General features: G+C 32.4%; 24 protein-coding genes. 19 read left to right on the top strand and 5 right to left on the bottom strand.

The window, feature by feature from the left end:
- Positions 1-1,599, bottom strand: coding sequence for a S8 family peptidase (locus PHR76_RS00580; RefSeq protein ID WP_300057190.1), 1,599 nt, complete (start codon positions 1,597-1,599; stop codon positions 1-3).
- Positions 1,600-1,656: 57 nt separating this feature from the next.
- The gene (locus tag PHR76_RS00575) at positions 1,657-2,517 is read right to left on the bottom strand and encodes an MBL fold metallo-hydrolase (RefSeq protein WP_300057188.1); all 861 of its coding nucleotides are present in this window, start codon (positions 2,515-2,517) and stop codon (positions 1,657-1,659) included.
- A gap of 137 nt (positions 2,518-2,654) precedes the next feature.
- Between PHR76_RS00575 and PHR76_RS00570 the strand changes: the two genes are divergently transcribed.
- On the top strand, positions 2,655-5,711 hold the full coding sequence (locus PHR76_RS00570; RefSeq protein ID WP_300057186.1) for a CHAT domain-containing tetratricopeptide repeat protein: 3,057 nt from the start codon (positions 2,655-2,657) through the stop codon (positions 5,709-5,711).
- On the opposite strand, the gene PHR76_RS00565 is transcribed toward PHR76_RS00570, so the two are convergent.
- On the bottom strand, positions 5,703-6,407 hold the full coding sequence (locus PHR76_RS00565; protein WP_300057184.1) for a tetratricopeptide repeat protein: 705 nt from the start codon (positions 6,405-6,407) through the stop codon (positions 5,703-5,705). The genes PHR76_RS00570 and PHR76_RS00565 overlap by 9 nt on opposite strands.
- Before the next feature lie 48 nt (positions 6,408-6,455).
- Positions 6,456-7,001 (bottom strand): sigma-70 family RNA polymerase sigma factor, encoded by a 546-nt coding sequence (locus tag PHR76_RS00560; protein ID WP_300057182.1) that lies wholly within the window; start codon positions 6,999-7,001, stop codon positions 6,456-6,458.
- A 132-nt stretch (positions 7,002-7,133) separates the two neighbouring features.
- Here PHR76_RS00560 and PHR76_RS00555 point away from each other — a divergent pair, with 132 nt between their 5' ends.
- The 10 genes from PHR76_RS00555 to sufD all read left to right on the top strand — a co-directional run bounded on the left by PHR76_RS00555 (position 7,134) and on the right by sufD (position 16,386).
- Positions 7,134-8,483: an OmpA family protein gene (locus PHR76_RS00555; protein ID WP_300057180.1), complete on the top strand. Its 1,350-nt coding sequence runs from the start codon at positions 7,134-7,136 to the stop codon at positions 8,481-8,483.
- A 3-nt stretch (positions 8,484-8,486) separates the two neighbouring features.
- Positions 8,487-9,833, top strand: a complete 1,347-nt coding sequence (locus tag PHR76_RS00550; RefSeq protein WP_300057178.1) for a hypothetical protein — start codon at positions 8,487-8,489, stop codon at positions 9,831-9,833.
- 3 nt (positions 9,834-9,836) lie between these two features.
- The gene (locus tag PHR76_RS00545; RefSeq protein WP_300057176.1) at positions 9,837-10,568 is read left to right on the top strand and encodes a hypothetical protein; all 732 of its coding nucleotides are present in this window, start codon (positions 9,837-9,839) and stop codon (positions 10,566-10,568) included.
- A gap of 1 nt (position 10,569) precedes the next feature.
- Entirely contained in the window at positions 10,570-10,965 is a 396-nt protein-coding gene (locus tag PHR76_RS00540; RefSeq protein ID WP_300057174.1) for a hypothetical protein, read from the top strand.
- 4 nt (positions 10,966-10,969) lie between these two features.
- Entirely contained in the window at positions 10,970-11,461 is a 492-nt protein-coding gene (locus tag PHR76_RS00535; protein WP_300057173.1) for a hypothetical protein, read from the top strand.
- 481 nt (positions 11,462-11,942) lie between these two features.
- Positions 11,943-12,272, top strand: coding sequence for an iron-sulfur cluster assembly accessory protein (locus PHR76_RS00530; protein WP_300057172.1), 330 nt, complete (start codon positions 11,943-11,945; stop codon positions 12,270-12,272).
- A gap of 12 nt (positions 12,273-12,284) precedes the next feature.
- Complete coding sequence (gene sufB / locus PHR76_RS00525) at positions 12,285-13,733, top strand: Fe-S cluster assembly protein SufB (protein WP_300057169.1); 1,449 nt, start codon at positions 12,285-12,287, stop codon at positions 13,731-13,733.
- A gap of 94 nt (positions 13,734-13,827) precedes the next feature.
- The gene (locus PHR76_RS00520; RefSeq protein WP_300057166.1) at positions 13,828-14,217 is read left to right on the top strand and encodes a four helix bundle protein; all 390 of its coding nucleotides are present in this window, start codon (positions 13,828-13,830) and stop codon (positions 14,215-14,217) included.
- A gap of 41 nt (positions 14,218-14,258) precedes the next feature.
- Positions 14,259-15,008: a Fe-S cluster assembly ATPase SufC gene (sufC, locus tag PHR76_RS00515; protein ID WP_300057163.1), complete on the top strand. Its 750-nt coding sequence runs from the start codon at positions 14,259-14,261 to the stop codon at positions 15,006-15,008.
- A gap of 61 nt (positions 15,009-15,069) precedes the next feature.
- Complete coding sequence (sufD, locus tag PHR76_RS00510; RefSeq protein WP_300057160.1) at positions 15,070-16,386, top strand: Fe-S cluster assembly protein SufD; 1,317 nt, start codon at positions 15,070-15,072, stop codon at positions 16,384-16,386.
- Positions 16,387-16,468: 82 nt separating this feature from the next.
- Here the strand turns inward: sufD and PHR76_RS00505 are convergent, their stop codons facing one another.
- Positions 16,469-17,815 carry a serine hydrolase gene (locus PHR76_RS00505; protein ID WP_300057157.1) on the bottom strand — a complete coding sequence of 449 codons (1,347 nt, stop codon included), beginning with the start codon at positions 17,813-17,815 and terminating at the stop codon, positions 16,469-16,471.
- A gap of 90 nt (positions 17,816-17,905) precedes the next feature.
- Here PHR76_RS00505 and PHR76_RS00500 point away from each other — a divergent pair, with 90 nt between their 5' ends.
- The 8 genes from PHR76_RS00500 (at position 17,906) to PHR76_RS00465 (ending at position 24,663) form a co-directional block, all read left to right on the top strand.
- Entirely contained in the window at positions 17,906-18,889 is a 984-nt protein-coding gene (locus PHR76_RS00500) for a DUF2157 domain-containing protein (protein WP_300057154.1), read from the top strand.
- Positions 18,876-20,039, top strand: coding sequence for a hypothetical protein (locus PHR76_RS00495; protein ID WP_300057151.1), 1,164 nt, complete (start codon positions 18,876-18,878; stop codon positions 20,037-20,039). Before PHR76_RS00500 ends, PHR76_RS00495 begins: the two co-directional genes overlap by 14 nt.
- 76 nt (positions 20,040-20,115) lie before the next feature.
- Entirely contained in the window at positions 20,116-21,339 is a 1,224-nt protein-coding gene (locus PHR76_RS00490) for a cysteine desulfurase (protein ID WP_300057504.1), read from the top strand.
- 17 nt (positions 21,340-21,356) lie between these two features.
- Positions 21,357-21,776, top strand: coding sequence for a hypothetical protein (locus tag PHR76_RS00485; RefSeq protein WP_300057148.1), 420 nt, complete (start codon positions 21,357-21,359; stop codon positions 21,774-21,776).
- Between the two features lie 2 nt (positions 21,777-21,778).
- Positions 21,779-22,198 (top strand): SufE family protein, encoded by a 420-nt coding sequence (locus PHR76_RS00480; RefSeq protein WP_300057145.1) that lies wholly within the window; start codon positions 21,779-21,781, stop codon positions 22,196-22,198.
- A 583-nt stretch (positions 22,199-22,781) separates the two neighbouring features.
- Complete coding sequence (locus PHR76_RS00475) at positions 22,782-23,105, top strand: SUF system Fe-S cluster assembly protein (RefSeq protein WP_300057142.1); 324 nt, start codon at positions 22,782-22,784, stop codon at positions 23,103-23,105.
- Positions 23,106-23,174: 69 nt separating this feature from the next.
- Entirely contained in the window at positions 23,175-23,678 is a 504-nt protein-coding gene (locus PHR76_RS00470) for a DUF2480 family protein (protein ID WP_300057139.1), read from the top strand.
- A gap of 70 nt (positions 23,679-23,748) precedes the next feature.
- The gene (locus PHR76_RS00465) at positions 23,749-24,663 is read left to right on the top strand and encodes a DUF3078 domain-containing protein (protein WP_300057136.1); all 915 of its coding nucleotides are present in this window, start codon (positions 23,749-23,751) and stop codon (positions 24,661-24,663) included.
- Positions 24,664-24,676 lie beyond the last annotated feature (13 nt).

Below are 24,676 nucleotides of genomic sequence, written 5' to 3'. Positions count from 1 at the left end.
TTATTTTGACATTTTATCAGCCATTAAAAGGGCGTTATAGGCATTGATTATTTTTCCAGAAGCCGATAATTCACTAAAGGGCATTTTTAAGGAAGCGTCGCCACTAACCACTACGGTTTTTGACACCGAAACGCCGCTATCTTTCAAAATTTGTTTCACTTGTGCCGCAGTTAAACTTGGATAATATGAACGAATTAGAGCAGCAACTCCTGCCGCATTTGGTGCCGCCATTGAGGTGCCTTGTTCGTATTTGTATTTATTGTTCGGAACAGTCGCATAAATTTTTACTCCTGGTGAAAAAACATCGACTTGTGTTTGTCCATAATTTGAAAAATCTGCGGCTAACTTTGAACCATAAACATAGTTTAACGCTCCAATTTTAATGAAATTAGAAGCAATTTCTTTTCCGTCTTTAAAATCGTTTGGATAGCTTTCTTCCGTATCCATATTTTCACCATCATTTCCTGCAGCGTGAACAAATAACACATCTTTGGCTGCCGCATATTGAATGGCTTCATAAACCCATTCTTTGTGAGGAGAAAAACCTTTTCCAAAACTTCCATTAATAACTTTTGCTCCATTGTCTGCTGCGTAGCGAATAGCCAACGCAATGTCTTTATCATACTCGTCTCCGTTTGGAACGGCTCGAATAGCCATGATTTCTACATTTGTTGCAACACCATCGCCACCCAAGTTATTTCCTCGTACTTGAGCAATAATTCCAGCTACGTGTGTACCGTGTAAAGCCTCTTTTTTATCTGGCCCCCACACTTGATTGTTTCCGTAATATTTTGTAGAAAAATCTTCGGCATCATCGCCTAAAAGTTTGCGACCATCAAATTCTAAATTTAAATTATAATTCAATTGGTCATAAATATAATCTTTAAACTCTGCAATTCCTTCTACAAACTCTTCTCGGGTCGTATTGGACAATACCTGAGTCATTACCATTTTATAGTTACCCAACATCGCATCGGTTGTTAAAATTGACTTTAACTCCTCCACGGTATAATTATCTTTTTTTAAATAATCCGTGATGGCTTTATCGGCAGCTAAAATAAAATCTAATTGCTGTTTGTTCCCTAAGATTTCTTGTTCTTTTTCTTCGTGTTTGGCTTTTGCTTTTTTATAGGTTTCTGAACCGTCATCTCCTTTTTTCAAGATTCGAGTAAGCTCTAGATTTTCATGAATAATATCGCCTAAAAAATTCCAACCATTGATGTCATCTATATAGCCATTTTTATCGTCATCAATACCATTTCCTGGAACTTCTTTCGGATTTGTCCAAATTCGACCTTTTAAATCTTCGTGTTCAATATCGGTGCCTGAATCGATTACAGCCACAATTACTTTTTGACCCGTTCTGTTTTTAAGTAATTCTTGATATGCCCGGTCAACACTCATTCCGGGAATGGTGTCTTTTACGATGTCTAAATGACTCCATCGCAGCAGTTCCGCTTCAGAAATCTTGCCGTTTTTTAACGGAACAGCTGTTGCTTGAATTGGACTGAGTTGCGTATACGAAACCGTCTTGGAAGCTCCACAACCGATAACTAGTAAACTAGCAGCAACAAACGAAAAGGATTTTAAGTAATGCATAAAAAAAGTTTTGAGGTAAAAATAGAAATTTATAAAAACATAAATAGGAGATTAACACTATCTTAAGACATCTTGAACTGAAAAAACTTCGTTTAATCGAACACCTTTTTCAGTGTTTTGAACGGTGATGATTTGATTGTGGGCATCATGTTCAAGCCATAAATAAAAATTGTTTTCGGCAGCCGTTTTCAGAAACTTTTCTTTTTCTGGCAAGGTCAATAAAGGTCGCGTATCATATCCCATTACAAAAGGCAGGGGAATATGCCCAGCCGTTGGCAATAAATCGGCACAAAAAACAATGGTTTTATCATGGTATTTGATATGTGGAATCATCATTTTTTCGGTATGCCCGTCAACGTAGAAAATTCCAAAATCAAGTTCCTTTGAAATTCCAAAATCAGCGGATGGTTTTTCAATAAAATGCAATTGGCCACTTTCTTGCATTGGCAGTAAATTTTCCGACAGAAAAGAGGCTTTTTCTCTAGCGTTTGGTTTAGTTGCCCATTCCCAATGGGGTGCATTGGTCCAATATTTTGCGTTTTTAAAAGCGGGTTCATAACCGGTTTTGTCCTTATTCCAGTTCACACTTCCGCCGCAATGATCAAAATGTAAATGCGTCATAAAAACATCGGTAATATCATCACGATGAAAACCATAATTTGCCAATGATTTATCAAGTGAATGTGATCCCCAAAGTGAATAATAGCCAAAAAACTTGTCGGATTGTTTGTTTCCCATTCCGGTATCGATCAAAATTAATCGGTTTCCATCTTCAAGAAGCATGCATCTCGCAGCAATATCGATGAGGTTGTTTTCATCGGCTGGATTGGTTCTGTTCCATAATGTTTTCGGCACAACGCCAAACATCGCACCGCCATCAAGTTTAAAATTTCCAGCTTCTATAGGATATATTTTCATGGGATTTTTAATTTATACAAAAGTAAATAATGATTTTTAATTTCATTAAGTGATTAAAAGCAAAAAAAGTAATTATTTTTTTGTTTACTTTTAATTGATAATTGCACTAATATAATCATTTAACGGATTCCTAATATATGAAACTAACTTTTCTTACTTTTTTACTTTATTCTTGCCTTGCCATTGGTCAAAATAAAGAGCTGCTTAAAAAGAGTATTGAAGCAGACAGTTTAGAATCCAAAGATATTACTAAAACCTTACTTATTAGGGAAAAATTAGTAGAGCATAAAAGCGATGAAAATTATTATTATTTCAAAGCAAAATATGAAATGACGAAAGCGAAAGCTGCATATGAAAAAGGTGATTTTGAAACTAATTTGTTGCATATCAAAGCTGCATTTCAAAATAGTTCAAAATTCAATTCCAACCCAGATCAAATTAAATTTGCTGCTCAAATATACAATAACTATTATTACGCCTATAGTCTTGTTGGACAATGGGATAAAGCATTAAAAATTGCAAATGAAAGCTATAAATTTGCTTCAAAAAATCTACCTAATGATGAATCAATAATTGACTTGCTTCAAGATTTAGGTTTTATAAGCAATGAATTGCGGAATTATTCTGAATCAATTATCTTTTATGAAAAAGCTTTAAAACTAACTCAAAAACTTCAACCTAAAAACTTTTCTGAAATTGCGTTAATTCACAATGGCTTGGGAATTGGGTATTCTGACTCTCATTTTCATACACAATCCTTGTACCATTATGAAAAAGAATTGGAGTTTCTTAAAAAAGCAAAACAAGCAGACAATTCTTTTTTGGTACAATCTCTAAATAATGTAATTTGGGAAAATTTAAGCTATGGAGATCAAAGTAAGGCCGAAAGTGCATTGCTTTTTTTGAATACTAATTTCCAAAAATGGTATAATGAAAAAGATTTTACTAGAATTAATACACCTTATCCAGCCAAAGAGCGTAAAGAATATTTTAAGATGATGGCTTATTTGTGTAACCTTAGAGTACAAGTTTATAAGGAAAACATAACGGAATCCAAAAAATTCTATGATTCAATTGAATCTGTTTTTCAAAAGTTGCCAATAGAAATTAAAAAAAGAGATTTTGAAACCTATCTTTTTGCTCGATATGAATATGTAAAACTTTTCAATTTAAATAAAAATAAAAAAGAGCAACTTCATCAAGAACATATAGCATTTAATAAAAAAACCATTGAATTAGCCCATAAATACAATTCTCAACATGAAGAATTGGTGGCCTCTTTTTTGTTGGCTAAGACCTATTATAATTATAACATGTATTCAGAAGCGTTAAAAACCGTTGAGGAATCAAAAAAAATAGCTGTAAATTTCTTTCATGCTTCTCGCTATACTATTCAAGTTTTAGAAGCAATGGTTTTGCAAAAAATGAATAAGAATGAACAATCAAAAGAAGTGTTAAGACTCGCTTTCGAAAAATTATTAGAAAAAAAATTAACCAATTCCAATCTAAAGAATCTTTCGTATACTGATTTTAAGAAATTCAACAGTTCCACTTTTGTTAGAAACACTATAAATTCTGCCCGATTATATGAATTAATTTATGAAAAAACCAAAAATAAAGAAGATTTACTCATTGCTAATAATCTTTATTTTATTGCTTCGGATATCTTTGCCGAATTTTATCAAAAAGGAAAATACAATTACAGTTTAAATATTTTTAATCAAGAAATTGCTTCTGGACTTTTGCAAACGCAACTATTGATAAATCCGAATGATCAGAAAAAACTAAAAGAAATCTTAAATCGAATCGAAAATAATTCTTCGCAACATTTATGGAATATTTTCGAGATAAAAAGTAGTCAAAATTTAAAAGTACCCGCCTCATTAATCCGTAAACTAAATGAATTAGTCTTTGAAAAAAATAGCGTCAAAGAACAAATTGAAAAAACATCAGCAACCGCAGAGCTTAAAAACCGATTAGGAATTCTTGAAAAAGAGATTGCTAAAACGCAGCTTTCCATTAATAAAAAAGATGCCTCATTTGAGAAATTCAAATCAGCAGGTTTCACTATTGAAACGGCACAAAAAAAGCTGCTTAGTAATCAATTATTGGTAAAGTATATAGTAACCGATAAACAAGTTTTTGCGTTTACTATTCAAAAAGAAACAATTCAATTGGTCAATTTAGGAGAACTGGATGCATTAAAAGAAGTTGTTAATCACTATAACAAACAAATAAAAACAATTGACAATCTCTATCTAAAAACGTCCAAAGAATTGCACGCTCAATTGATTCAACCATTACTCAAAACAAAGTCGATATCGTCAATAATTTTCATTCCAGAAGATTTCTTAACAACTGTTTCATTTGAAAGTTTACAAGACAGAAACGGAAAATTATTAGTTCAGGAATGTAAAACAAGCTATGCTTACTCGATTAAACTTTGGGATATCTTACAAACAAACAATAAAAATCTTTCGGCAGAAAACAACATTGTGACTTTTGCACCAAATTATTCTAAAATTCCAACACAAATTCCAACACATGGTTTGGTTAGAGCAGGGTTGTATGATTTAGTCGATGCAAAAAAAGAAGCGAGAGCAATAAGTGAATTATTAGACGGAAAACTTTTTGAAAATCAAGAAGCTAATCGGGATAATTTTCTAAAATCGACAACCAATTTTTCGTTGCATCATTTGGCTATGCATTCGCAGTTAGAGGAAGACTACTCAAAATCAGCTTTGGTTTTTGCGAGTAATGAAAAAGTATATTTTAATGAATTATATCAATTAAATTTTCCATCGAAATTAGTTGTTTTAAGTGCGTGTAATACCGGAATTGGTAAAAACGAAAATGGCGAAGGACTTATGAGTTTGTCTAGAGCTTTAACCTATTCGGGTGTAAAATCTTCTGTATACAGTTTGTGGCAAGTTCCAGATAAGGAAACATCAGAAATCATGATTTCGTTTTATGAAAACCTCAAAAAAGGTCAACCAAAAGATGAAGCTTTAGCAAACGCAAAAACAACTTTTATTACTAAAAACCCAATGAAGCAACATCCATTTTATTGGGCTGGATTTGTTGTTAATGGCGATGTTTCACCTATTTTATCTAATAATAATTGGATGATTTATCTCGGAATTGGACTTGGAATTATAGTATTGCTTTTTCTTTTTAGAAAAAAATTATTCTAATTCAGTTAATAATTTTTGAGCCATTTCTTGTTGTGGATTTGCATTTTCTACTAGTGATTCTAGCAAAAGTTTTGCATTTTCCTTTTCATTTGTTTTTAGGTAAGCCAATGCTAAATACCATTTTACAAAGGGCGTAAAAGCATTGTTTTTGTTTAAATCAAATTGTTTAAAAGTTGAAATTGCTTCATTTGTTTTTTTCAACTCCATTAATGATAAAGCTTTATAAAACAAAGCGTAATCATCTTTTTCGGCATCATAAATTTTAGAAAACAACACGACTGATTTTTGATAATTTCCACTATCATATTCATAAAAAGCTTCCGATTTGATGTCTTCTTTTTGTTCGCCACGAACGGTTGGAGCAACCACATTAGGATACGACTGATAAAATTCGTTATAAATAGCGGTGTTGGAATTTTGCGAAAAATAAAATCCTAATCCACTAATTAAAATAAGCGAAGCGGCGGCATACCAAATTTTATAAGATTTTGATTTCGCTTTTGGTATTTCAAACGAATGTAATTTCTTTTTCAAATTACCTCTTTCGTTTAATACAATCGCTTTTTTCAGGTTCTTTTGAAAGGCAACTTCTTGTGCAAAATCAACATCCGATTTCATCAAAGAATCAAAACGGCTTTGTTCATCTGCAGAAAGCGATTTTTCAAAATAGTGATTGATTAATGTTTCTTTATCCATTTTTTATCGTTTCATGATTCTGAATTTAATTATAGAATTAAAAACAGCTTATATTTTAATTAAGTCTTTTAACTGTTTTAAACACCTTGATTTCTGGCTTTTTAAAACGTCTTTATTGGTATAATTTAATTCAACTAAAATAGTATCTAGTTTTTTTTCTTCATAATAAAAAAGCCGCAATACTTTTTGACATTGTTCGCCTAACTTTTTAAAATTTTCTTGCAATAATAACACTTCATTTTCATTGTTCATTTCGTCCGTTTCATCTTCTAGTACTTGTGGTAAATAAGAATCATAATCAATAGAAATAGTTGTGTTTCTTGTTTTCAACTTTCTGTAAATCATATATTTACCGATAGAAAACAAATAAGTAGAAATACTACTCTCTAAATTGTCAATAGTACCTTTTTTGGCATTTTCACACATCGCAATGATGCTGTCTTGATAAATATCTAACAAATCATCTGAAGACAAATCATATTTATTTGCAAATAATGAAAAGCCATTTTTATGGTCAACATAAAGTTGATGAATCGTTTTTTCATCTCCTTTTTTTAGCATTTCAATTACTGTCAAATGATTTGGTTTATTCATTAGTGCAGGTTTTTATCAAAAGTAAACATAAACTATTTATAAAAAAACATCAAAACAATGTTTACTTTTTTTACAGTGCTGCACTAAACTGAAAACACAGTTTTTAATTAATAACCTAAAAATAATAATCGTATGAAAGTCAGTAAAATTTTAACCTTCTTCCTTTTATGTTCCTTAGCTGCTTTTGCTCAGGAAACAACAGTTGGTGACCGGGTCATTCAAAATGCAAAAGACAAAACCTATCAGCGTGGCGAACAAAAAAGTGATGAAACAGTAGACAAAGCTCTAAACAAAGTGGAAGAAGGCATTAACGGCATCTTTAAAAAGAAAGATAAAAAGAAAAAAAATGAAACAGAAGAGGTTTCTCAAGAAAGTGAAAACACTTCTTCTGAGACTCAGTCAACACCTCAATCAAACGATAAATCGCCACAAAAACCAGTTAAAAAGAATTCTAAATTCGATTTTGAACCTGGACAAAAACAATTGGGTTTTGATGATTTTTCTACAACCAATGTGGGTGATTTTCCTTTGGGATGGAATACCAATTCATCAGCAGAAATTGTAACCATCGACGACAGTGGTCAAAAGTGGTTGTTTATGAGTAAAGACGGTTACTTTCAACCGGAATTTATTAATGATATGCCTGATAATTTTACTTTAGAATTTGAGATTTTTACAAAGTACAGAAGTAATAATATTTTAGAATATCAATTTTATTTGATGCCGTCTGCCAATCCTAAAAAAGATTTATCGAATGAATATCCGAGTGATTATTTTCAATTTCAATGGATGGGTTGCGAAAAGGCTGCGAGTTATTTTGTGGTTGAAAACGGAGAAACCATTTCTAAAAACGAAGGGATTGTTGTTAAAGATTTAACCTGTCAAAACCAAGACTACAGCGAACCTATCATTGCAAAGTTCTCAATTTGGCGACAAAATTCAAGACTTCGGATTTATGTAAATGAAAATAAAGTGTTAGATATTCCACAAGCTTTTGATGCAAAAAAGAAATACAACGTGTTTAAAATTGGTTCCAAGTACATGAATTATTCCAATGGCAGAGAAAATGATGATGAGTTTATGATTTCAAACATACGATATGCCGTGGCTGGTGAAGATACGAGAAGTAAATTAATCACAGAAGGACGATTTGTAACCAACGGAATTTTGTTTGACGTGAACAGCGATAATATCAAACCTGAAAGTGGTGTTGTTTTAAAAGAAATTGCCACAACATTACAGGAAAATCCTACCGTAAAAGTAAAAATCATTGGTCATACCGATAGCGATGGCGATGCAAATGCCAATTTAGCATTATCTCAAAAAAGAGCAGTTGCTGTAAAAAATGCATTGGCAAGTTTCTACGGAATTGATTTATCAAGATTAGAAACCGACGGAAAAGGCGAAAGCCAACCTTTAAACAATAATGCTTCTTCATCAGAAAAAGCACAAAACAGAAGAGTAGAATTTATAAAACTATAACATATGAAAAATTTAAAAACAATTTTAGCAACACTAATCCTTTTTGTAGGATTACAAACCACTGCACAATCACTTGTTGATGGAAAGTACAGCAGCACATTTGGAAACATTTCAATGACCACCGAGTATGATAAGGAATTTCCAAACGGCTCACTTATTTATGGTGACTATAAAGAAAGTGGAACGATTTCGGGTTATTATGCCAATTTTGAGAAGGAAATTAAAGGTGCTTTTTATAACGGTTCTTCTGAAGGAAAATATATTTTCATTTTGCCTTTCGCTTTAACGGCCAACAAACCTATCTCTACTATGAATGGTTTTTGGGGATATAATTCGGATAATAAAAATGATACCAATGCTGCAAATCAATGGAATATTACGGGAAAAACAGGAAGTTCAGTTGCTATAAAAAACGAAACTAACGTGTGGTCTGGAACATGGAATACCACAGATGGCAACATGCACTTGGTTCAGGTTGGAAAAAATGTTACTGGAAGATACAAAGGTATTGGAACCGTAACCGCTATTTATAATCCGTCAACTCGATTATTGAAAGGAACTTTTCTAAATCAGAATATCAATAAAACCGGTTATATCGAATTCTATTTTGAAGGAAATACATTTAAAGGCAAATGGGGTTGGAACTCAAATATGACTGAAGGAAATTGGGACGGAACAAAATATATTAAAAACAATAAAGAATTGTCTAAAAAACCATCTTCTTCAACTTCTGCTTCTTCAACGCAAAGTCCAACAGCTGAAAATCAAAGCAATACAAATAAAGATGAAGATAACAATGTGAGATCTATAAAACAAGGCTTGAGAACAAATTATAATGCCAATTCCAATAGAACGGTTAAAGTCTCATTACTTAAAATTATTAGAGGAAATAATTTTACAACAAGATTAGAAGAATTATATGGTTTTGTTGGAATTGAAGTGTATAAAGTAACCAATTCCGGTTCTACATTGCTAAAAAGCTTTGGAAATAAAAATCAATATTTCTTCAATACAACTGAAAACAATCCGTTTCCAGGGAATATTTTTGGCACCTATTCTTTTCCTAATCAACCTAATTATCAAAGAGAATTTCAAATAAGTACGGCAGATTGGAATAACCCGAACGTACGTTTTGAAGTGCGACTTTGGCATCACATTAAAGGAAAAATTTATGGGCCCAACAGAGATTATGTAAAATATACTGAAACATTCAATCTAAACACGATTGGTTTGGACAGAAACAACAAAATTTGGGTTGGAAAAGATTATAAAAATGGAGAAAACACCGACTCTATTCTTGATTTAGATTTCAAAAACTCGAGAGCATTGTTTAAAGTTGAAGTAAATTAAATCATGAAAACCACAATAATAGCACTTGTAAGTATGTTTCTCTTTGCCTTTACGTGCACAGGCGATAAAAAAGAAAATCTACCCTTGAACAGTTTAGAAAAAGAAGCTCTTGATTTATCTAGAGAAGCGGGATTGAAAGCCGAAGATTTTAAAGATAATATAGATGAATTGTTGACGCTCGAAATGGCTGCACAAGTTTCTGGTTTGCCTGCCAATGAAGCTGAAAAAGAACATTCTACCATTGTCATGGAAAGTGTAAAATACGAATGGAAATCCGATCGAACAAAAAAGTTTGAGATTTCTAAAGGTAATTTTATGGATATTCCGCTAAAGAATCTTATCGAATTGAGTTGGGTCAAAAACACGACGCTAGAACAATTTAAACACGATTATCACAACCCAACTGCGGAAGAATTAAAAAATGCTCAAGCTGCAATGGACGATAAAATGAACCAACTTATTGCAGAAGGAAAAGCTTCTAAAGAACAAACCGATCAAGCCAATAGCATTGCAAAAGGTTCTATTTCTAAATTTAAAGTAGAAGAAGTTCCCAATCTTGGCGATTATTCGGTTTTTGTAAATAGCGGAATTATGGGTGTCTCCACTAGAGATTTAAAAGTTTTCTATAAAGGTCTTTCGTTTACCATTCAAGCAGATTTATCTGATAATATCGTAGATAACGATAAAAAGGCGATTGAAACCGCTAAATTAATTATTACTCAAAAGTTACAATAACATGCGAATTTTAATTCTTTTTTTAGTACTAATGTTTGGTATTCAATCCAATGCCCAACTTAAGTTTTGGAATAAAAACCCTACCTCCAACATGCCAAAATTTGAAGTAGAATATCAAGCCAAAACCACCATTTTCATGAAAGTGGGTTATGATATTAAACCGTTGTATGTTTTTAATAAAACGGCACCTCAAGTTTATAATGGTGACGGAAGAACCAAATACCAAATGACGGTGGAAACTTCAGATAATTTCGCAGTGAAAAAATTTGAAATTAGCTATACATTTTACCGTCAAACCAATCGTTATTTAGGATATATCAAAGCCACTTATGTTTTTAAAGATAAACGTCCAACCAAAGTATTTGAAGAGAATTTTGAAACCGCAGTAAATCCATAAAATCATGTCAAAAAAAATTATAATTATCGCAATGGTATTATTTGCCATTAAAACGCAAGCTCAATTAGTGCAAGGTGATTTAAAATGTAAAGAGAAATCAAAAGTAGAATTAGAGATAAAAGGCAATAAAGCAGTAAATTTATATGCAGCTTTTCGCGAAAATAATTATCCCATTCATTTTGTTTTCACAGGAATCGATATTCCATTAAATACAGAAAAAAAAGAAGTCGTTCAGTTTGTGTTTTCGACCACTATTAAAAGAGATGGTAAAATTATTGGAAACATAAAAAGAGCACCAATCCCTTTTTTTCCTGGCGATATGTTAATGCCAGTTGAAACATTTGATTTTATTTCGATGCTGTCAAATTTGCAAATAAATGGAGATGATAACGTTTCCGAAATTCCTTCAGGAAGCTATGAAATCACTTTAGATGCAAAACCAATAGGGATAAAAGGAACAATTAGTTCACTAAGGTTATACTTAAAAATAAATTAATCGGCTTCATGCCAATAATAGGAGAGAACCAAAAAAACGGAAACATTAAATAACATTTCCAATCAGTATTAGTGAACTTCTATGGCATATAGGGTTAAAAAAAAGTATCATATTATTTAAAAAAACAAAAAACCATCTAAGTCAATTATAAAACCAGTTAAAAACAATAGCTTTAGGAATATATTTAGTAATAATCAGAATTATTGTTTCTAAATTCAATTCTATAAATTCACAGGAAATATAATTTAGTTTCGTTTTTAAAGTCCTCTTTCATCGTTTTGAAGAGGATTTTTTTTGATATTGAAAACAGCAATGCTTATATAAGTTATAAAAATGTTAGTAACCATTGGAAAACACGATTTATGTGCTAACTTTGCAGTTAATTTAGACAAAATCAAAATAAGCTTTTTTCAAAACGCGATGATAATCAAGTGTTTAAAAATTTATTGTCTGATTTAAATAAATAGTAATTAGTAAGTTTATGATAAAAGTATCTGATAACGCAAGCAAAAAAATCGTTGCAATGATGCAAGAAGATGGTTTTGATGCCGCTCAAGATTACGTGCGTGTGGGCGTGAAAAGCGGAGGTTGTTCCGGTTTGTCCTATGAACTACGGTTTGATAAAGAACTTGGTGAAAACGATAAAGTTTTTGAAGATAATCATGTGAAAATAGCAGTAGAAAAAAAATCGTTTTTGTATTTAGCAGGAACAATTTTAGAGTTTTCAGGCGGATTGAACGGAAAAGGATTTGTGTTTAATAATCCAAATGCGAATAGAACGTGTGGTTGTGGTGAATCGTTTTCACTGTAAAAATTAAATAGTATGGCAAAATATACAGAAGACGACTTAAAAGTCGAACTCGAAAACAAAGAATACGAATACGGTTTTTATACGGAATTAGATGCTGAAACTTTTCCGAATGGGCTAAATGAAGACATCGTTCGAGCGATTTCTTTGAAAAAAGAAGAACCAGAATGGATGACCAATTGGCGTTTAGAGGCATTTCGTGCTTGGCAAGAAATGATAGAGCCAGAATGGGCAAACGTTCAGTATGAAAAACCAGATTTTCAAGCAATTTCCTATTTCTCAGCTCCTAAAAAAACAGACCCAAATAAAACCTTAGACGATGTTGATCCAGAATTATTGGCGATGTACAAAAAACTCGGAATTTCTGTTGATGAGCAAAAGAAAATGAACAATGTCGCCATGGATATTGTGGTCGATTCGGTTTCTGTAGCCACAACCTTCAAAAAAACATTAGCGGAAAGAGGCATTATTTTTTGTCCGATTTCCGAAGCCATTAAAGAACATCCAGAGCTCGTTAGAAAATATTTAGGAACGGTTGTGCCGCAAAAAGATAATTTTTATGCCGCTCTAAATTCGGCTGTTTTTTCTGATGGAAGTTTTTGCTATATCCCAAAAGGCGTTCGATGTCCGATGGAATTATCAACTTATTTCCGAATTAATCAAGCTGGAACAGGGCAATTTGAGCGTACGCTTTTAATTGCAGACGAAGGCAGTTATGTTTCTTATTTAGAAGGCTGTACCGCTCCAAGTCGTGATGAAAATCAATTGCATGCCGCTGTGGTAGAATTAATTGCTTTGGATGGTGCTGAAATTAAATATTCAACCGTTCAAAACTGGTTTCCAGGAAACAAAGAAGGGAAAGGTGGTGTTTATAATTTCGTAACTAAAAGAGGAATTTGTGAGAAAAACGCAAAAATTTCTTGGACGCAAGTCGAAACCGGTTCTGCCATTACGTGGAAATATCCTTCTTGTATTTTGAAAGGCGATAATTCTGTTGGCGAATTTTATTCGATTGCTGTAACCAATAATTTCCAACAAGCCGATACGGGAACAAAAATGATTCATTTAGGAAAAAACACCAAATCAACCATTATTTCTAAAGGAATTTCAGCTGGAAAATCACAAAACAGTTACCGTGGCTTAGTTCGAATCAGTGCCAACGCCGATAATGCTCGTAACTTTTCGCAATGCGATTCGCTGTTAATGGGAAACAATTGTGGTGCACACACTTTTCCTTATATCGAAAGTAAAAACACATCCGCCAAAATAGAGCATGAAGCTACGACCTCAAAAATTGGAGAAGATCAAGTTTTTTATTGCAACCAAAGAGGAATTCCAACCGAAAAAGCCATCGCGTTAATCGTGAACGGTTTTGGAAAAGAAGTATTGAATAAATTGCCTATGGAATTTGCGGTAGAAGCACAAAAATTATTGGAAATTTCGCTAGAGGGTTCTGTTGGTTAAATATTTGTTTAAAGATTAAGGTTTAAAGTTTGATGGCAAGAAACAGTAAGAAACTTTAAACAAAGAAAACTTTAAACTTTTAAACTAAATAGCAATGGCAACAATAACTAAATTTGAAGACTTAGAAATTTGGCAAGAAGCACGAAGGTTGGCAAAAGAAATTCATCTAATTTGTGTAGAAACAGAGTTAAAAACAGACTTTAGATTTAAAGATCAAATAAAAGCGTCATCAGGTTCTATAATGGATAATATTGCAGAAGGATTTGAAAGGAATGGAAATTTAGAATTCAGACAGTTTCTATCAATTGCAAAAGGATCAGCAGGTGAAACTAGATCTCAATTGTATAGAGTTTTTGATTGTAATTATATAAAAGAAGATAAATTCAATCAATTAAAAATTGATTTTGAAAATTTAAGTGGAAAAATAAACAATTTTATATCATATTTAAACAAAAAAGATTTTAAAGGAACTAAGTTTCAGTAAACATGAGAACTTTAAACTTTAAACTTTAAACCAAAAAAACAATGTTAAGTATAAAAAATTTACACGCGTCCATTGAAGACAAAGAAATATTAAAAGGAATTAACCTTGAAATTAAAGCAGGTGAAGTGCATGCGATAATGGGACCAAATGGTTCTGGAAAAAGTACGCTTTCTGCTGTCATTGCTGGAAATGAAACTTTTGAAGTAACAAAAGGTTCTGTAGAGTTGAAAGGCGAAGATTTAGCCGATTTTGCTCCAGAAGAACGAGCACATAAAGGGGTTTTCTTGTCGTTTCAATATCCAGTAGAAATTCCTGGTGTATCAGTTACGAATTTCTTAAAAACAGCCATTAATGAAACACGTAAAGCGAATGGAAAAGCTGAAATGCCTGCGAACGAAATGTTGAAATTAATTCGAGAGAAATCAGAATTATTAGAAATTGATAGAAAATTTTTATCACGTTCGTTAAACGAAGGTTTTTCAGGTGGTGAAAAGAAACGAAATGAAATCTTTCAAATGGCTATGTTAGAGCCAAAAATTGCTATTCTTGACGAAACCGATTCTGGTTTGGATATTGACGCCTTAAAAGTAGTTGCAAATGGTGTAAATAAGCTTAGAAACGAAAACAATGCTGTTTTAGTAATTACCCATTACCAACGTTTGTTAGATTATATTGTTCCAGATTTTGTACATGTTTTGATGAACGGTAGAATCGTAAAATCAGGTGGAAAAGAACTAGCTTACGAATTGGAAGAAAAAGGATATGATTGGATTAAAGCTGAAATTCAGTAAACAGTCACAGTATTCAGTGTTCAGACTGTAAACTGCGACTACAAACTGTAAACAAAAAAAAATGGAATTAAAAGAAAAATTAATCTCGTCTTTTATGGCGTTTGAAGAAAGTATCGATGTTGATAATTCGTTACATGAGGTGCGTACTTCGGCTATAAAAAACTTTGAAAATAAAGGCTTCCCAACTAAAAAAGAAGAAGCTTGGAAATATACATCACTGAATTCAATTTTGAAAAATGATTATTCGGTTTTTCCAAAACACGATGATTCTATTGAATTTAAAGACGTAAAAAAATATTTCATGCATGAAATCGACACCTATAAAGTCATTTTTGTGGATGGAAAATTTTCTTCTTATCTATCTTCAACCACGCATGATGGTGTAGATGTTTGTTTGATGTCATCGGCATTGACCAAACCAAAATACAAAATGATTATTGATCAATATTTCAATAAAATCGCTAGTAAAGAGGAGAGTTTGACCTCGTTAAATACCGCTTTTGCTAACGAAGGGGCTTACATCAATATTCCAAAAGGAAAAGTAACAGACAAACCGGTTGAAATTATTTATTTTTCTACAGGTGTTGAAAATGCACTGATGATTCAGCCTCGAAATTTAGTGATTGTTGGCGAAAATGCACACGTTCAAATTATTGAAAGACATCAAAGTTTGAATGAAAATCCGGTTTTAACTAATTCGGTTACAGAGATATTTGCACAAAAAAGAGCGATTGTAGATTATTATAAAATCCAAAATGATGTGCAAACCGCTAATTTGATTGATAATACTTATATCTCTCAAAAACAAGAAAGCAGAGTGGCCGTTCATACGTTTTCATTTGGTGGAAACATTACTCGAAACAATTTGAATTTTTACCATTTCGGAGAACGAATTGATTCTACTTTAAAAGGAATTACAATTATTGGGGATAAACAACACGTAGATCATTACACTTTAGTGCAACATGCTACGCCAAATTGCGAAAGTCATCAGAATTATAAAACAATCCTGAATGATAGTGCAACAGGCGTTTTCAACGGTAAGATTTATGTTGAAAAAGAAGCTCAAAAAACCGATGCTTTTCAACAAAACAACAATATTTTATTGAGTGAAAAAGCCACATTAAATGCAAAACCACAATTAGAAATTTTTGCCGATGATGTCAAATGTTCACATGGTTGCACCATTGGTCAACTAGACGAATCAGCGATGTTTTATATGCAGCAACGCGGTATTCCAAAAAAAGAAGCCAAAGCGTTATTGATGTATGCGTTTTCTAATGAAGTTATTGAAAGCATCAAAATTCCAGAATTAAAACAGCGGATTACTAAGATTATCGCAACCAAATTAGGCGTTAATTTAGGGTTTGATTTGTAAAGCTTAACCGCTAAGCTCGTTAAGATTTTTGCAAAGGACGCAAAGTTTATATAATTAACTTTTGCGTCCTTTGCAGTTAAAATTATTTTTTGATACTATCTAAAATCCCCTTCATCATTCCATTAAAATCAAAATTTTCATCTTCTGTCAAGCCAAACCGTACAATAACTAGGTCATGTGACGGAATTATAATTACTTTTTGTCCTTGAAAACCACTGGCAAAATACATGTCTTTAGGAACATCAGGATACTTTCCGCCGGCATTTAGCCAAAATTGTCCACCATATTCACCATTAGAACTATTGGTTGGCGTGGCAACATAGTTGACCCAACTTTCCTCAAAAAGTTGTTCGCCATTCCAATTCCCTTTGTTGAGGTATAATTGTCCAAATTTTGCCCAATCTCGTGTCGTGGCCCAACCATAAGATGAACCAACAAAATTACCTGCCATATCAGTTTCTATAAGCATCGAATACATGCCGATTTTGTCAATTAATTCCGCATACCAAAAATCTAAATAGTCTTGATGTGATTTGAATTGTTGTCGCAAAATTCCAGATAATAAATTCGTTGTTCCAGACGAATAATTCCAACTTTGATTAGGTTTTCCAGTCAACGGTTTATTTATTTGTGATTGGGTCATGTCTTCCTCAATAAATAGCATTTGGGTGGCGTCACAAATTTTATCGTATCGCTCTTCCCATTCTAAACCGGAATTCATTTCTAACAAATTAGCGGTTGTAATGTGTTTGCGATTATCATTTTGCCATGCCGCAATCGGTGCTGGTTTTGTGATGTCGAATTGACCTTGTTTTTGCAAAATCCCAAAATAGGTAGCCGTGATGCTTTTGGTCATAGACCAACCTAACATTTTGGAATCTTTTGTAAATCCATCTGCATATTTTTCGCCAATTAAATGACCTTTATACAAAACTAAAACAGAGCGGGTTCGCTTTTTCTTTTCTTCTTTTTCATCAAAAGCATTCGCAAGCGATTTTTGTAATTTCGTATAATCAACTTCAGCAAAAACGGTGTCTTTTGGCTCTAAATTCCCGTAAGGATAAGGCAAATTAATGCTCTGTTTTGTTCGATTGGGAACTTCATACGGTTTGGAAACATCAAAATCAGCATTGATTAAAGTAGCTCCTAAACCTTCTCGATAAATAGCTTTTCGTTTTTTGAATCCGTAAACGGTAGAAGAAACCGAGCTTTCGGACGCATCAATAACATTTTTGGCCCAATCAATTTTGTCAATATCATTGTCGCCTCCTTCAATTAATTCCAATGATCGATTCGCTAAAAAATGACCGGAAGCCACACTTTTTGCCGAAAAACCAGAAATTAAATCCAATTGCGGATAAATTGCAATTCGTCCATAAACCAAAGCAACCAAAAGAACTAGTGCCAGAACCTTAACCGTTTTTTTCATTTGTTATAGAATTTGATGCAAGTTAAAGTTTTTTCTAGATAAATAAAACATACATTAGCGTTGTTTATCTTTGGGAAATATCACTTTACTATGAACAACGTTTTTGACTTATTAGTTTCTAAAAATTTCATCAGCAAAGAGCAGCACCAAGCAATTCTAGCATACCAAAATCTGAAATTATTTTCTATTCGCAATGAATTGTTGTTCTTGCTTTATATTTCTATTTTGCTTTTTACAAGTGGCGTTGGCGTTATTGTATATAAAAATATCGACACCATCGGACACTCTATTTTGTTAGTTTTATTAGCTATTTTTACGGCCTTGTGTTTCTATTTATGCTTTAAAAAAGCAAAAGGTTTTTCTAAACAAGTAGTTGTTTTTGATAATCCGTTGTATGATTATTTGGTGCTTTTTACAACTATTTTACTGTGTACGTTTATTGGTTATTTTCAATATAATTTTAGTTTTGAAAACAGCAATTATAGTTTAGCAACCTTTTTTTCGGCAGTAGCTGCTTTAGGAATGGCTTATTATTTTGATAATAAAAGTGCTTTAACGATTGGTATTACTGCTTTAGCAAGTTTTATCGGACTTTCATTGAAAATTCAGACACTTTTTGAAAATGCGATTTTTAACGACATCCAATTGTTAGTTGCTGGAATAGGATTTGGAATATTATTGTTGGTTTGGCAATGGTTTTCAGTTAAAAATACGATTAAACCACACTTTAGTTTTGTGCTACTTACGTTTGCTTTACACGTTATAGCAATCAGTTCTATAACGGGTAGTTCACAAGAATTATATTGGTTTTTTTATCTGATGATTTTAGGTGCTGTAGTTTATTATTTTTATAAAAAAAGTATTGAGTTTAAAGCCATTTCATGGTACGTTTTTGTATTGCTTTATGGCTATCTAGGATTTAACATTTTGATTTTTAAGCTAATTAGTGTTTTAGACTTGTATCAAATTTTTGAATTTTTAATATTCTTAATGCCATTCTATGTAATTGGTTCTATTATATTATTTATCAAAATGATTAAAGATTTTAAAAAGAGAACCAATGTTAGCAAGTAATTTTATTCAGATACAAAATCATTTTCTACTAGAAGAAGTAGAGAAATTAGAAGCTTTAGATTTTGTTTCTAAAGACCAATGGAACGAAATTAAGCAGACCACAAAAGACACCAAAACTAACTCAACTATTTTGGTGAGAATTGGATTTTTCTTGTTAGGAAATTTTTTAATTTCTTCTGTTTTGGGCTTTTTCGCACTTTTTATAAATGCATTTGATCATCAAAATACATTTGCTTTTTGGTTTTTATTGGCCGCTATAGGCAGTGTCATGGTTTCTGAATTTATTTATAAGAAAAACTATTTTGCCTATGGTTTTGACGATTCTTTTATCTTGTCAATTAGCCTTTTTTTGTGCATTTCTTTAGGCATTTTTACAGAAAGCGTTCTCGTAGTACTCTTTGTTTTTGTACTAATTTCTGGTTTTTGTACCCTTCGCTATGTACATGTTCCCTCTGCTTTTTTCACACTGGTTGGCATGATAGGATTAACGGGATATTTGGTGATTCAAGAAAAGATTTTGCCTTCTTATTATTTGCCCGTTTTGATTTTTTTAGTAGCAATAGGATTATATTTTTTTCAACTTAAACTTTCTAAAAAAATCAGTAATTTCATTTATACTAATGTATTTTTAACGATTAAAATTTTCAGTTTAATAATCGGTTATGCGGCCTTAAACTATTATGTCGTTCGTGAATTATCTGCTGTTTTATTAGGCTTACAACTTTTGCCCAACGAAGAAATTCCCTTAGCAGCATTATTTTATTTTGCCACCTTTGGCTTACCGCTTTTTTATATTTTTTACGGATTAAATAACAGAGACCGAAGCTTTTTTTGGATAGGCTTGTTAACTTTGGCTTTGGGCTTTGCGACCATTCGTTATTATCATTCTTTTTTATTAATTGAATATGCACTGCTTCTGGCGGGAAGCCTTCTTTTTGTGGTGGTTTATTTTTCGATAAAAAAAATTAGAGATAACACTATCGGAATTAACTTTAATGAAGATAAAAACTTGAATCCAATGGCTTTTGAAGCTGTAAATCACTTGTTGGTAAACGCCAATGTGAACAATGCTATTCCCTCTACAAATGAATCTCCAATGACGTTTGGTGGAGGCGAATATAGTGGCGGCGGTGCAGGTGGAAGTTTTTAAAAGATGAATTGATTTTTATTTCCAATTGAATACACTTTTCATTACTTTTGTATTTAGAACTTTTCTAAATAAAGAAATGATTGATATTCAAAAAATAAGAGCCGATTTTCCAATTCTTTCACAACTTGTAAACGGAAAACCGCTTGTGTATTTCGATAATGCAGCGACTTCTCAAAAACCACAAGTGGTGATTGATGCCGAAGCAAATTATTACAAAGAAATTAATGCTAATATTCACCGCGGGGTGCACACCTTGAGTCAGTTGGCTACCGATGCGTATGAGGCATCTCGAATGAAAATCCAAAACCATATTAATGCCAAGTTTTCACACGAAGTCATTTTTACTTCGGGCACAACACATGCTATTAATGCCATTGCGAATGGATTTGCCTCGATTTTAAAAACGGGCGATGAAGTTTTAATTTCGGCTTTAGAACATCATAGCAATATTGTGCCTTGGCAAATGCTTTGTGAACGAACAGGAGCAAAATTAGTAGTGATTCCAATGAATGAAAGTGGTGAATTAATCCTTTCGGAATACGAAAAATTACTTTCCGATAAAACTAAAATTGTTACCGTAAATCATATTTCCAATGCGTTGGGAACCATCAATCCAATCCGAAGGATGATTGAAAAAGCACATGCTGTTGGTGCTGCAATTTTGATTGATGGAGCACAAGCAACACCACATTTAAAACCGAATGTTCAAGAATTAGATTGTGATTTTTATGTGTTTTCTGGACATAAAATTTGCGGCCCAACCGGAACAGGAATTTTATACGGAAAAGAGGCTTGGTTAAACAAGCTCCCACCCTATCAAGGTGGCGGCGAAATGATAGCAACAGTGACTTTTGAAAAAACAACCTATGCTGAATTACCACATAAATTTGAAGCGGGAACGCCTAATATTGCCGGTGGAATTGTGCTTGGAACTGCTTTGGATTATATGAATTCGATAGGTTTTGAAAATATTGCGGCCTACGAGAACGAATTATTGGAATACGGCACGAAACGATTGCTGGAAATTGAAGGCTTGAAAATTTATGGTCCCGATATTTCAGAGTTCAAAAAAACCTCTGTAATTTCATTTAATATAGAAGGTATTCATCCGTATGATATCGGTACAATTATTGATAAGTTAGGAATAGCGGTTCGAACAGGTCACCATTGTGCTCAACCTATCATGGATTTCTATCAAATTCCTGGAACCATTCGTGCTAGTTTCGCTTTTTATAATACAAAAGAAGAAATTGATAGCTTGGTAGAAGCTGTTAAAAAAGCAAAAATGATGTTAAGTTAATACCTAATCCAATAAACATGAAAACAATTTTTACTATTTTTTTGACATTGATTTTATCCAAAAGCTGTTCAAATGATGAGTTTGATACGGCCATTATAAACTATGAAGCAAGTTCAAGAGGGTTTTATAAAAACATTAAAATTGAAGATAAAAAACTCTTCGTGATAAATGAAAGAGATGGAGAGCAAACGGAAGTTTCGCTTTCTAAAAAAGAGTGGAATGAATTGGTTGAAGCCTTTAAAGAAATCAATCTTGAAGGAATGGCTACTTTAAAAGCACCAACCGAAAAACGATTATATGACGGTGCTCCACATGCAAATATAAGCATCACTGTAAAAGGGAAAACGTATACTACAGAAGGTTTTGATCACGGCTATCCGCCAATTGAAATTGAGAATTTGATAAACAAATTAATATTTTTAACCATAAAAGAATAAACATGACCATCAAAGCCATACAAGATGAAGTTGTAGATGAATTTTCGATGTTTGACGATTGGATGCAACGCTACGAATACATTATTGAATTAGGAAAAACATTGCCGATGATTGAAGAGCAATATAAAACCGATGACAATATTATCAAAGGTTGTCAATCTAAAGTATGGCTACAAGGGCAAGAAGCTGACGGACAAATTGTTTTTACTGCCGATAGCGATGCGATTTTAACTAAGGGAATTATTGCAATTTTAATCCGCGTTTTTTCACATCAAAAACCAGCGGCTATTCTTGAAGCAAACACTGATTTTATCGATAAAATTGGTTTAAAGGAGCATTTGTCGCCCACTCGAGCAAACGGTTTGGTTTCAATGATTAAACAAATTAAAATGTATGCGTTGGCTTTTGATGCTAAAAATTAAACAAAATAAAGTTATTGCTTTCGAAATAATTAATCATGCAAGCCAATCGCAATAAAAGATTAAAATCAAGAAATTAATGAGTTATTGAATTAACTTATATGGTTAAAAAAAGCGTTTAAAAATAATGAACCATATAAGTCATATAAGCTAATCGCAAAAAAAATAGTTTACAAAATCAAGAAATTAATAAGAAGTGGGAATAACTTATATGACTCATATGGTTAAAAAAAGCGTTTAAAAATAATGAACCATATAAGTCATATAAGCTAATCGCAAAAAAAATAGTTTACAAAATCAAGAAATTAATAAGAAGAGGGAATAACTTATATGGCTCATATGGTTAAAAAAAGCGTTTAAAAATAATGAACCATATAAGTCATATAAGCTAATCGCAAAAAAAGTTTGCAAAATCAATAAATTAATAAGAAGTGGGAATAACTTTTATGACTCATATGGTTAAAAAAAGCGTTTAAAAATAATGAACCATATAAGTCAAATAAGCCAATCGCAAAAAAATAGTTTACAAAATCAAGAAATTAATGAGTTATTGAATTGACTCATGTGTTTAAAAAAAACAATAATTATGGAAGAATTTAAAGATGAAATCAACTTAGGAGAAGATGTAGTAAAAGTTTTAAAAAGCATTTATGATCCAGAAATACCGGTTGATATTTATGAATTAGGCTTAATCTACGATGTCATGATTAATGAAGATAACGATGTAAAAGTACTAATGACGTTAACATCACCAAACTGTCCGGTTGCAGAAACCTTACCCATGGAAGTAGAAGAAAAAATTAAATCTTTGGACGCTGTAAAATCATGTGAAGTAGAAATCACGTTTGACCCGCCATGGACAAAAGACTTGATGAGCGAAGAAGCTAAACTAGAATTGGGAATGCTTTAAAAAAGCAGGCAGTTTTCAGTCGCAGTATTCAGTTTGCTTCGGCTGAAAACTGCCAATAGAAATTAAATTATGGACGAAATTATAAATAAAGTAGCCAATTCAGTTCTCGAGGTTTTTGATTTAGAAGATTATTACCCTTCCGGAATTCGAACACAAATAGATGTTTCGCAGTGGCTAGAAGAAGGGTTTTTATTAAAAGAAAAAGAGTTTCGGGAATCACTTAAAAATCATGATTGGTCACAGTATCAAAATCAGTATGTAGCTATTTTTTGTTCAACTGATGCTATTTTGCCCGCTTGGGCAACAATTTTAGTAACGGTTAATCTGCAGCCTTTTGCCAAAAAAACAATTTTAGGAAAGAAAGAGGATATTGATGTAATTCTATACACAGAAATTTTAAATCAAATAGATTACTCCACCTATCAAGACAAACCTACTATTTTAAAGGGTTGTGCTAAAAAACCAGTGCCAGAATCAGCTTATGTTTTGGCCGTTCAACACTTACAAAAAGTGGCCAAAAGCATCATGTTTGGCGAGGCATGTTCTGCCGTACCACTTTATAAAAAGAAGTAGTTCGTATCATGAAATTTTGATGTAATTAACAATTATTATATTTTTGCACTTTAACAATAAAATAATAATAATGAAAAAACTAGTTATACTTCTAACTTTTCTTACAGTCACGCCTATATTAGCTCAGCAAGAGGTAGTAAAAAGTGTAGATGAGGTTGTTAAGGCAGTAAACGATACTACCCGAACAAATGGATGGACCAAAAAAGGGAAAATATCCTTTTTATTTAATCAATCAAGTTTTGACAATTGGGTTACAGGTGGAGAAAATAATATCTCGGGTAACCTCGGGATTAATTATGATTTCAATTATAAAAGTGAAGATTGGTCTTGGGATAACAAAATTATTGCTTCTTATGGATTGGTCCGAACAAAAAATTCTGAATTCGAAAAGAAAACAGATGACCGTCTAGAATTTAATTCATTAGCGGGCAAAAGAGCTGGAGGATATTGGTATTACTCCGCATTTGTAAATTTTCAAACACAATTTTCAAAAGGATATGTTTATGATACCGATGCCAACGGGAAAGAAATTAGAACAGAATATACAGATTTCTTTTCGCCAGCGTACCTAACTTTTGGCCCTGGTTTAATGTGGAAAAAAACAGATAATTTCAAATTCAATTTAGCTCCAATTTCTTCAAAAATAACTTTTGTAACCGAAGAGTTAAGAGAGCAATATGCAGGAGTAAACTATTTTGGTGTGGATGAAGGCAAAACGATGCGGTATGAATTAGGTTTTTATGCCTCGGGATATTATAAGTTTAATTTATTTGAAAATGTATCGGCAGAAAACATTTTGAGTTTGTATTCAAACTACCTAGAAGACCCACAAAATGTTGATTTAGATTACCAATTAAATTTAGTAATGACTATTAATAAATTTCTCTCTACGAATCTGATTGTTCAAACGGTTTATGATGACAATGCGTTTAGAGGTCTTCAAATTCGTCAAGTTTTTGGCTTAGGCGTGAACTACAATTTCTAAAGTATAAAAAATA

Source organism: Flavobacterium sp. (assembly GCF_028689845.1).
GTDB lineage: Bacteria > Bacteroidota > Bacteroidia > Flavobacteriales > Flavobacteriaceae > Flavobacterium.
The sequence above is the reverse complement of the archived record's forward strand: the minus strand, read 5'-3'. Positions and strand labels throughout refer to the sequence as shown.